Below are 8,601 nucleotides of genomic sequence, written 5' to 3'. Positions count from 1 at the left end.
ACCTCGCCGAGCATCAGCCCGAGGAGGCTCATCTCGTCGCGGCGCTCGATCTCGAACGCCGCGCGGGACGGCGTGTGCGCAGCGCTATCCAAGGCTCTTCTTGGCCATGCGCCGTGCGACCAGCGGCGGCACGAGCTCGGAGATGTCGCCCCCGAACTGAGCCACCTCCTTGACGTTCTGCGAGCTGACGAAAAAGTACTTCTCCGAAGTCATCATGAACAACGTCTCGATCATCGGAGTGAGCTTGCGGTTGATGTTCGCCATCTGGAGCTCGTACTCGAAGTCCGCGACGGCCCGCAGGCCGCGGAGGATGGCCACCGCGCCGCGCTTCAACGCGTACTCGACCGTGAGCCCCTCGAACGCGGCGATCTCGACGCGCGGCAGCCCTTCGAGCACCTCGCGCGTGATCTCGAGGCGTTCCTGCACGGAGAACAACGTGTTCTTTCGGCTGTTCTCGGCGATGCAGACGATCAGCTGATCGAAAACCTCGACGCCTCGCCGGATGATGTCGAGGTGCCCGTTGGTGAGCGGATCGAACGAGCCGGGGTAGACGGCGATGCGCTGCTGCAACTCTCTTGTCCTCTCTCCACCGGGGCCCGTCGGCACCCGGGCGCCGAAGGCGGCGCGCGCTGAAACACCATAGCGTCACCGGCCCGCGGCGCGCAACTCTTCTACGAGCGCGCGAGCAGCGTGAGCGCCGTGTCGCCGTACATCCGGACGGACGCCTCCACGAGTCCTTCGGGAGGGTCGACCCGGGCGCGCCTGTCGTGCTCGACGATCGCGAGGCCGCCCGCCGCGAGGAGCCCGTGCTCGGCGACGGCCGCGAGGGCACGCGCCGCGAGATCCCCCTTGTACGGTGGATCCAGGAAGGCAAGGTCGAACGCGAGCCCCTCGGCGGCCAGGGCGGGAACGGCCCGCAGCGCGTCGCCGCGGATCAGCCGGGCTCCGCCGCCCAGTCCGGTGCGTGCGAGGTTCGCCGCGATCGCGTCCGCCGCGCGCCGCGCGAGCTCGACTATCACCGCGCTGCCCGCACCGCGGCTGAGCGCCTCGATGGCGAGGGCTCCCGATCCGCCGAAGAGGTCGAGCACGCGCGCGCCCCGCACCCTGTCTCCGAGCGACGAGAACAGCGCCTCGCGCACCCGATCGGCGGTGGGCCGGACGTCCCGCCCCGGCGGAACGTCGAGCCTGAGCCCCCGCGCCGTGCCCGCCACCACCCGCATCCGCGACCTCCCATCCCTTCCATACCCTCCCATACCCTCCCCTTGCCAAGCTCCTTCTAAAAAAAAGAGCGCCCCCCGCGCCCCCCCCCGGCCCCGTGACGGCTCCTATTCCCAGAAGTCAGAGGGTGGCGCTTACGCCCCGAGGAGAGGACATGGGCATCTTGAGCTTTCTGGGTTTCGACGGCGCGGGCGAGCGGGAGCCCGTGGAGCTGAACGACGCCAACTTCGTCGCCGAGGTCGTCAAGTCCGACGTCCCGGTCATGGTCGACGTCTGGTCGGCCGGGTGCGGGCCGTGCGCGGCGCTCGTCCCGACGGTGAAGCGGCTCGCCGCCAAGTACGACGGCCGGCTGAAGGTCGCGCAGCTGAACGTCGGCTCGGGTCCGCGGGCCGCCGCGAGGCTCGGGGTCCGGGGCACCCCGACGGTGCTCTTCTTCAAGAAGGGGGCCCTGGTCGAACGGGTCGTCGGCCTCAGGGGCCAGCACTACTACGAGGAGATCATCGAGGCCGATCTCCTCGCCCCCCCGGCGCGGGAGGAGGTGGCGTCATGAGCAGGGAAGCGAAGAAGCGCGCGGTGAAGATCGCCCTCGGGCTCGTCCTGGGAGGGCTCGCGGGGTTCGCCTACTACAGCTATGTGGGATGCGCGACCGGCGGCTGCCCGATCACCTCGAACCCGGTGATATCGACCGCCTGGGGCGCCGCGATAGGCGGCGTCCTGGGGATCGCGTGAGGCAGCCCATGGGGCGCGCTCTCTTGATCGCCGCGCTCGTGGTCGGGATCGCCGTCGCCCTGCTGGGCACCGGGCGGTCCAGGGTCGTGGCCGGGGCGGTCGCGACGGGAGCCGCGGCGCCGCGGATGCTGGAGCTGTACACGCCGTGGTGCCCGGCCTGCGCGGAGATGAAGCCCGTGGTCGACGAGCTCGCGGAGCGTTGCGCCGGCGTCGGGGTCCGCATCGACGCCGTCGACGTCTCGCGGGAGGAGAACGAGCGGCTCGCCGAGCGCTACGACGTCGGCTCGGTCCCGACGTTCTTGTTCCTCGACCAGAGCGGATCCGAGACGAGCCGCCTCGTCGGCGCGCAATCCGCGGAGCGTCTGCGGCGCGGGCTCGAGGAGCTCGGCGCCGTTTCGTGTGGCGGCCCCGTGTCGTCCGAGCGACCCAGGCCGCCCGCAGAGAAGGAGGGCTAGGATGCCACTGTACGAGTACGAGTGCCCGCGATGCGGCGAGACGTTCGAGGCGATCACGCGCATCACGGACAAGGACGAGACCGAGTGCCCGGAGTGCGGTTCGCCCGCCGTGCGGCAGCTCACCGGCTTCGCCGTCCTCGGCGAGACCGTCGCCGGAAAGGGAAAGCGCTGCTATACAGGTGGGTGAGGCTGGTGACGGCGCGCCCGTGCGGCGCGACCGCGGTCCCGATTTCAAGGAGGGAGTCATGAGCAACGCCATCGTGGGAACGGATGCGAACTTCGAGGAGCTGGTCGTCAAGAGCGACGTCCCGGTCCTGGTGGACTTCTGGGCGCCTTGGTGCGGCCCGTGCCGAATGGTCGGACCCGTGCTCGACGAGGTGGCCGTCGAGTACGCGGGCAAGGCCAAGGTCGTGAAGGTGAACGTGGACGAGCAGACGGCCGTCGCGGGCTCCATGGGGATCCGCTCGATCCCGACCGTCGCCCTGTTCCAGGGCGGCGAGGTCGTGGAGGTGCTCGTGGGCGCGCGCCCGAAGGCGGCGTTCAAGGCGGCGCTCGACAAGGTGCTGGGAAATGCCTGATTGGGCCTGGCTGATCCTGGCGTTGGGCGCGTGGTTCGCGCTGCAGCGCTGGATCCTGCCGCGAGCCGGCGTCTCCACGTGAATGGCCGACGCGTGCCGCGGGCCGGCCGCCGACGAGAAGCGGAACGAGGAGGAGTCGTGAGCAACGACAGCCTGGGGATGACGATCGGCCTCGGTCACACGGACTTCGACGCCGCGGTGGCGCGCGTCGCGGACGCCCTCAAGGTCGAGGGGTTCGGCGTGATCACGGAAATCGACGTCCAGAAGACGATCAAGCAGAAGCTCGGGGCCGACGTCCGCAAGTACAAGATCCTGGGCGCGTGCAACCCGCCGATCGCCCACGCAGCGCTCCAGGCGGATCCGATGATCGGCCTGCTCTTGCCGTGCAACGTCATCGTGTTCGAGGGCGAACGCGGCGACGTGACCGTGTCGATCGCGAACCCGCGCCGGATGTTCGAGCTGGTCGCGACGCCCGGCGTGGAGGGGATGGTCGAGCAGGTGCACGCCAAGCTCAGCCGCGTCGCCGCGGGCCTTCGGGGCTGAATCGCGGTATAATCCCCCGACTCCAACGGAAGGGGGATCCCATGCGCATGACGACGATTTGCCTCCTCGCCGCGGCCGGCCTCGCGCTCGCGGGCTGCGATCGCGCGCTCACCGCGGGCGAGGCGCTGCAGGCGATCGAGGAGCTGTCGCTCGAGAGCCAGGCGCTCACCGTCAGCTCGGGCACGATCGAGCTCACCACGAGCTTCACCATCGGCCAGGCCGTGGAGGCCGCGGCCGAGGAGCTCCGCGAGTTCATCGAGACCCAGCTGCCGTGCGCCGAGATCGCGCTCGACGGCGCGGCGCTCAGCATCGAGTATGGCGCCAACCCGGGCGACTGCACCTACCACGGCCAGACCTACTCGGGCACGCACTCTATCGAGATCGTTTCGGCAGCAGAGGGCGACGTCGTCGTGCACCACGAGTGGACCGCTCTATCGAACGGCAAGGTCGAAGTGACCGGCGCCGCGGACGTGACCTGGAGCACCGCCGAGGGCACGCGCCACGTCTCCCACGAGCTCGATTGGACCAGGCTCGCGGACGGCTTCGCGGTGACCGGCTCGGGGGATCGGACGCAGGCGGCGCTCGCCGGCGACATCGCCACCGGCATGACGATCGAGGGCGCGCGGCAGTGGACCTCCGAGCGCGGCGACTGGGATCTCGACGTGACCGGCGTCGAGCTGCGCTGGGAGGACCCGGTGCCCCAGGCCGGGCGCTACGAGCTGACCACCCCGTTCGACGGCAAGACCGCCACCGTCTCGTTCGAACGGGTCGACGAGGACACCATCCGCGTCACCCTGGAGAGCGGCGAGAAGAGCTTCGACTTCGACGTGAGCCAGTCCGGCACGATCAGCGAGGAATGACCCGGAAGGTCCATTCCGTCCGCGACGTCCACTCGGTCCATTCTGGTCAGGAATCAGAACAGGAAGGAGAGCACCGCGAGCAGCCCGCCGCCGCCCTCGCGCCCCGGGGCCGCGGCGTCGCACTGGAGCGTAGCGCTCGCCTCGGCCTCGCAGGTGTTTCCGGAGCATTCGGCGCTCGCGTCGTACGTCACCTCGGCGGTCATGTTCGCCTCGACCCACGCGATCGCGGATTCGAGATCGTCGCTCGAAACGAACTCGCCGTTGCACTCGAGCACGCCGTCAGCGTCGCACCCACCGTGGCAGTCGAGGTTCATCTCGCCCTCGCACTCGGCGTAGACGTCGACGTTGCACAGGTGGCAGTCGATGTTCGCTTCGGCCGTGCACTCACCCTCGCAGGAGGCCTCGCACTGCGCGTCGCAGTCGAGCTCCGGCAGCTCGACGTCGCAGCTCGCGCTGCAGTGGCCCTCGCAGTACGCGTCGCAGTGGGCCTTGCACTCGGCCTGCGCCTCTCCGTCGCCCACGGACGCCTCGCACTCCGACTCGCAGCTCGCGCCGCACTCGCCTTCGCAATGCACGGAGCAGTCGAACTCGCCGGGATCGTACTCGCAGTCGGCCGAGCATGACGCCTGGCAGCTGCCCGAGCATTCGACATCGAGCTCGAACTCGTCACAGTGCGGATCGCACTCGATGTCGAACTCGCCCTCGCACGAGAACCAGAAGTCGAGATCGTCGCACGTGGCCTCGCACTCCACCCCGGCGTACCAGGTGCACTCCTCGGAGATGACGATCTCCTCGTCGCCGTCCCCGTCCGAGTCCTTCTCCTGGACGCAGCCGGAGATCGTGAAGGCGAAGACCGCGGCGAGCGCCGCGACGACAAGGATCATTCTACGTGTCATGACGAAACCTCCTTCGAGCGATAAGCCCACTTGGAAAGGACTCCCGTTCCGTTTCGGCTATTCAGAAGTATGCCACGGCCGTCAGCGCGGTCCAATGAGCGAGATCCCGAGCTCCGCGAGCTGGCCGGCGTCGACCTCGGACGGCGCGTCGGTCATCAGGCAGGCGGCGCGCGTGGTCTTCGGGAAGGCGATCACGTCCCGAATCGACTCGGCGCCGACGAGGGTCGAGACGAGCCGGTCGAACCCGAACGCGAGCCCGCCGTGCGGCGGCGCGCCGTACGAGAGCGCGTCGAGGAGGAACCCGAACTTGCGCCTCGCCTCCTCGTCACCGATGCCGAGCGCCTGGAAGATGCGCGCCTGCACGCCCCTGTCGTGGATGCGGATCGAGCCGCCGCCCACCTCCTGGCCGTTGACGACGACGTCGTAGGCCCGCGCGCGCATCGCGAGGGGATCGGTCTCGATGAGGTCGAGATCCGCCGGCCGCGGCGCCGTGAACGGGTGGTGCGTGGCGGCGAGCTTCCCGGTCTCCGCGTCGCGCTCGAACATCGGGAAGTCCGTGACCCACACGAAGCCGAAGCTCCCCGGCGCGACGAGCCCCCGCGCGGCCGCCACGTGCGAGCGAAGCCTCCCCGCAGCCGTGCGCGCGACGTGCCCGTTCGCGTCGGCCACGATGAGCGCCGCGTCGCCGTCCTTCACGCCGCCCGGTCCCGCCAGCATCTCGGCCAGCGCGGCGTCCACGAACTTCGCCGCGGGCCCCGACCAGGCGCCGTCGGCCCGCTTGATCCACGCGAGGCCGCCCGCGCCGTACGACTTCACGAACTCCTGGAACCCGTCGAGCTCCTTGCGCGACAGCGCGGCGCCGCCCGCGACGACGATCGCGACGACCCGCCCGCCCGCGGCCGCTGCCTTCGCGAAGACCTGGAACTGGGAACCCTTCGCCGCCTCGGTGAGGTCGACGAGCTCCATGCCGAACCGGACGTCCGGATTGTCGACGCCGAACCGCGCCATCGCCTCGTCCCACGTGATGCGCGGGATCGGGCGCGGCACTTGGGCGCCGCGCAGCTCGCCGAACATCCTCCCGAGCATCCCGTCCGCGACGGCCATCACGTCGTCCGGGCAGACGAAACTCATCTCCAAGTCGATCTGCGTGAACTCGGGCTGTCGGTCCGCGCGCAGGTCCTCGTCGCGGAAGCACCGGCAGATCTGATAGTAGCGCTCGAAGCCGGCCACCTGCAGGAGCTGCTTGAACAGCTGCGGCGACTGGGGCAGCGCGAAGAACGTCCCGGGGTTGACGCGCGAGGGCACGAGGTAGTCGCGGGCGCCCTCGGGCGTGGACTTCGTCAGGATCGGCGTCTCGAACTCGACGAATCCCTCGACCGCGAGGTGCTCCCTGACGATCTGAGCGGCCCGCGATCGCAGGATCATCGCGCGCTGCAGAGGCGGCCTGCGCAGATCGAGGAAGCGGAACTTGAGGCGCGTCGTCTCGTTCGCGTCCACGGTCTCGGCGATCGGGAACGGCATCGGCGCCGATCGGTTGAGCAGCTCGAGCTCGTCCGCGACGACCTCGATCTCGCCGGTCGGCAGGTTCGGGTTCGGCTTGCCGCCGCGCTTCCGCACCGTCCCCCTGAGCGCCACGACGTACTCCTGCCGGAGCGCCCGCGCCACGTCGAGCTGCGCCGCCGGGAGGCTCGTCGTGTCGAACACGATCTGCACGAGGCCGCTGCGATCCCGGAGGTCTACGAAGATCGCGCCGCCGTGATCCCGCACCGCGTCGACCCACCCCATGAGGACGACGGTCACGCCCGCGTGCTCGGCGCGCAGGCTCCCCGCGCCGTGCGACTTCTTCAGCTGCTCGATGAACGCGCCCACGATCCCTCCTTGCGGCCGATCCGGACGGCCGGGTGAAAGCGTCTCCCTGACTACACCGACTCGCCCGCCGAGGCCAGAGGGGAACGGCGGACCCCGGAAGCGGCGCGGCAAACGCCGGGCCGCGTTGACACCATGGCGGGCCGTTGCTAGGCTCACTGGAGCTTTTTCCAGGAGAGTTGGAGGAACCCATGGCGAACACGGTGATCGGGAGCTCGATTGTCATCGACGGCGAGATCTCGGGAGAAGAGGATCTGGTCATCCAGGGCACGGTGAAGGGCAGGATCATCCTGAAGGAGAACCTGTACGTCGAGCAGTCGGGCGTCGTGGAGGCGGACATCCAGACCGCCAACATCGAGATCTCCGGCCAGGTGACCGGCAACATCCAAGCGTCCGACAAGGTGGAGATCGCGGCGGGCGGGCGCGCCGTGGGCGACATCAAGGCGCCGCGGATCCTGATCGCGGACGGCGCAATCTTCAAGGGCAACGTGGACATGGACGCGTGAGGACAACATGAGTGAACCAATGACGATCATCGGGACGAACACCTTCGTGAACGGCAACCTCGAGGGCGACGAGGACCTCACGGTCGAGGGTCGCGTCGAGGGGAGCATCAACCTGTCCAAGACGCTGACCGTCGAGGTCGGCGGCGTGGTCCGCGCCAACATCAACGTGCGCAACGCCGTGGTGAGCGGGATCCTCGTGGGCAACGTCACGGCGCAGGAGTCGGTGCACGTCACCGAGCAGGGCCGCGTCGTGGGCGACATCTCCGCCCCGCGGGTGATCCTGGTCGACGGCGCCTCGTTCCGCGGCAACATCGACATGGGCGACTTCGACGTCGACCGCGCCACCGAGGGCTTCGCGCCCAAGGCCGTGTCGCGCAGGGGGCCCGCGCGGGTCGAGGGCGCCGTCGAGACGGCCGCGGAGGAGAAGCCGCGGATCGAGCGGGCGCCGGCGGTTCGCACGCGCCCGGCACCGGTCCCGACGCGCCGTCCGGCCCCGGCTCCGGCCAAGCCCGCTCCCGCCCCGGCCGCGAAGGCCGCCCCGGCCGCGCCGCCCGCCGTGGCCGCCGAGGCATCGGTCAAGCGGAGCCCGCCGCCGCCCAAGGTGCGCACGATCGGCAAGACCAAGGCCGTCAAGAAGAAGCACTAGCTTCCCGTCCCGAAGCTCCCTCACGAAGGGGTGAGATGAGAGAGGATCAACCGCCTGGAGAGCTCGCTAAGCGAGCGTCACGGAGCCTCGTCCCGGGCCTGGGGTGCATAGGCGCCATTAACGCACTTTCGTTCCAGCAAGTTAACATAAGATCCGATCTGCGACAAAACTCCTACGCCTTCTGGACTATATCACAGCTGGGAGAGCAGCGCGGGATCGCTCCGGCTTTCGACCGCCTCGCGGTACGCCGCGGCCGCCCGTCCGCGCTCGATCATCTCCCCCTCGACGAGCTTGCCGTCCACCT

The 8,601-nt window shown here is 69.6% G+C and carries 13 protein-coding genes; 9 read left to right on the top strand and 4 right to left on the bottom strand.

Annotated features, from left to right (window positions below):
* Positions 1 to 84: 84 nt before the first annotated feature.
* Together coaD and rsmD are read right to left on the bottom strand one after the other, a co-directional pair.
* Positions 85 to 570, bottom strand: a complete 486-nt coding sequence (gene coaD, locus M0R80_29670) for a pantetheine-phosphate adenylyltransferase (GenBank protein ID MCK9463807.1) — start codon at positions 568 to 570, stop codon at positions 85 to 87.
* Positions 571 to 671: 101 nt separating this feature from the next.
* Positions 672 to 1,220: a 16S rRNA (guanine(966)-N(2))-methyltransferase RsmD gene (gene rsmD / locus M0R80_29665; protein MCK9463806.1), complete on the bottom strand. Its 549-nt coding sequence runs from the start codon at positions 1,218 to 1,220 to the stop codon at positions 672 to 674.
* A 152-nt stretch (positions 1,221 to 1,372) separates the two neighbouring features.
* Here rsmD and M0R80_29660 point away from each other — a divergent pair, with 152 nt between their 5' ends.
* The 7 genes from M0R80_29660 (at position 1,373) to M0R80_29630 (ending at position 4,383) form a co-directional block, all read left to right on the top strand.
* Positions 1,373 to 1,768: a thioredoxin family protein gene (locus tag M0R80_29660; GenBank protein ID MCK9463805.1), complete on the top strand. Its 396-nt coding sequence runs from the start codon at positions 1,373 to 1,375 to the stop codon at positions 1,766 to 1,768.
* Entirely contained in the window at positions 1,765 to 1,947 is a 183-nt protein-coding gene (locus M0R80_29655; GenBank protein MCK9463804.1) for a hypothetical protein, read from the top strand. Before M0R80_29660 ends, M0R80_29655 begins: the two co-directional genes overlap by 4 nt.
* Positions 1,948 to 1,955: 8 nt before the next feature.
* Positions 1,956 to 2,402, top strand: coding sequence for a thioredoxin family protein (locus M0R80_29650; protein ID MCK9463803.1), 447 nt, complete (start codon positions 1,956 to 1,958; stop codon positions 2,400 to 2,402).
* Position 2,403: 1 nt separating this feature from the next.
* Positions 2,404 to 2,589 carry a zinc ribbon domain-containing protein gene (locus M0R80_29645; protein ID MCK9463802.1) on the top strand — a complete coding sequence of 62 codons (186 nt, stop codon included), beginning with the start codon at positions 2,404 to 2,406 and terminating at the stop codon, positions 2,587 to 2,589.
* 58 nt (positions 2,590 to 2,647) lie between these two features.
* On the top strand, positions 2,648 to 2,980 hold the full coding sequence (gene trxA / locus M0R80_29640; protein ID MCK9463801.1) for a thioredoxin: 333 nt from the start codon (positions 2,648 to 2,650) through the stop codon (positions 2,978 to 2,980).
* A gap of 138 nt (positions 2,981 to 3,118) precedes the next feature.
* Positions 3,119 to 3,523 (top strand): DUF302 domain-containing protein, encoded by a 405-nt coding sequence (locus M0R80_29635; GenBank protein MCK9463800.1) that lies wholly within the window; start codon positions 3,119 to 3,121, stop codon positions 3,521 to 3,523.
* A 47-nt stretch (positions 3,524 to 3,570) separates the two neighbouring features.
* A complete protein-coding gene (locus M0R80_29630) occupies positions 3,571 to 4,383 on the top strand; it encodes a hypothetical protein (GenBank protein MCK9463799.1) in 813 nt (270 codons plus the stop codon).
* A 53-nt stretch (positions 4,384 to 4,436) separates the two neighbouring features.
* Here M0R80_29630 and M0R80_29625 read toward each other — a convergent pair whose 3' ends face one another.
* Together M0R80_29625 and aspS are read right to left on the bottom strand one after the other, a co-directional pair.
* Positions 4,437 to 5,279, bottom strand: a complete 843-nt coding sequence (locus M0R80_29625) for a hypothetical protein (GenBank protein ID MCK9463798.1) — start codon at positions 5,277 to 5,279, stop codon at positions 4,437 to 4,439.
* A gap of 81 nt (positions 5,280 to 5,360) precedes the next feature.
* On the bottom strand, positions 5,361 to 7,148 hold the full coding sequence (aspS, locus tag M0R80_29620) for an aspartate--tRNA ligase (GenBank protein ID MCK9463797.1): 1,788 nt from the start codon (positions 7,146 to 7,148) through the stop codon (positions 5,361 to 5,363).
* Positions 7,149 to 7,336: 188 nt separating this feature from the next.
* On the opposite strand from aspS, the gene M0R80_29615 reads away from it, so the two are divergent.
* Positions 7,337 to 7,651 (top strand): polymer-forming cytoskeletal protein, encoded by a 315-nt coding sequence (locus M0R80_29615; protein MCK9463796.1) that lies wholly within the window; start codon positions 7,337 to 7,339, stop codon positions 7,649 to 7,651.
* A gap of 7 nt (positions 7,652 to 7,658) precedes the next feature.
* The gene (locus tag M0R80_29610; protein ID MCK9463795.1) at positions 7,659 to 8,297 is read left to right on the top strand and encodes a polymer-forming cytoskeletal protein; all 639 of its coding nucleotides are present in this window, start codon (positions 7,659 to 7,661) and stop codon (positions 8,295 to 8,297) included.
* Positions 8,298 to 8,601 lie beyond the last annotated feature (304 nt).

This window comes from Pseudomonadota bacterium (assembly GCA_023229365.1).
GTDB lineage: Bacteria > Myxococcota_A > Polyangia > JAAYKL01 > JAAYKL01 > JALNZK01.
Note: the sequence above shows the minus strand (reverse complement) of the source record. Positions and strands in the feature narration are given on the sequence as shown.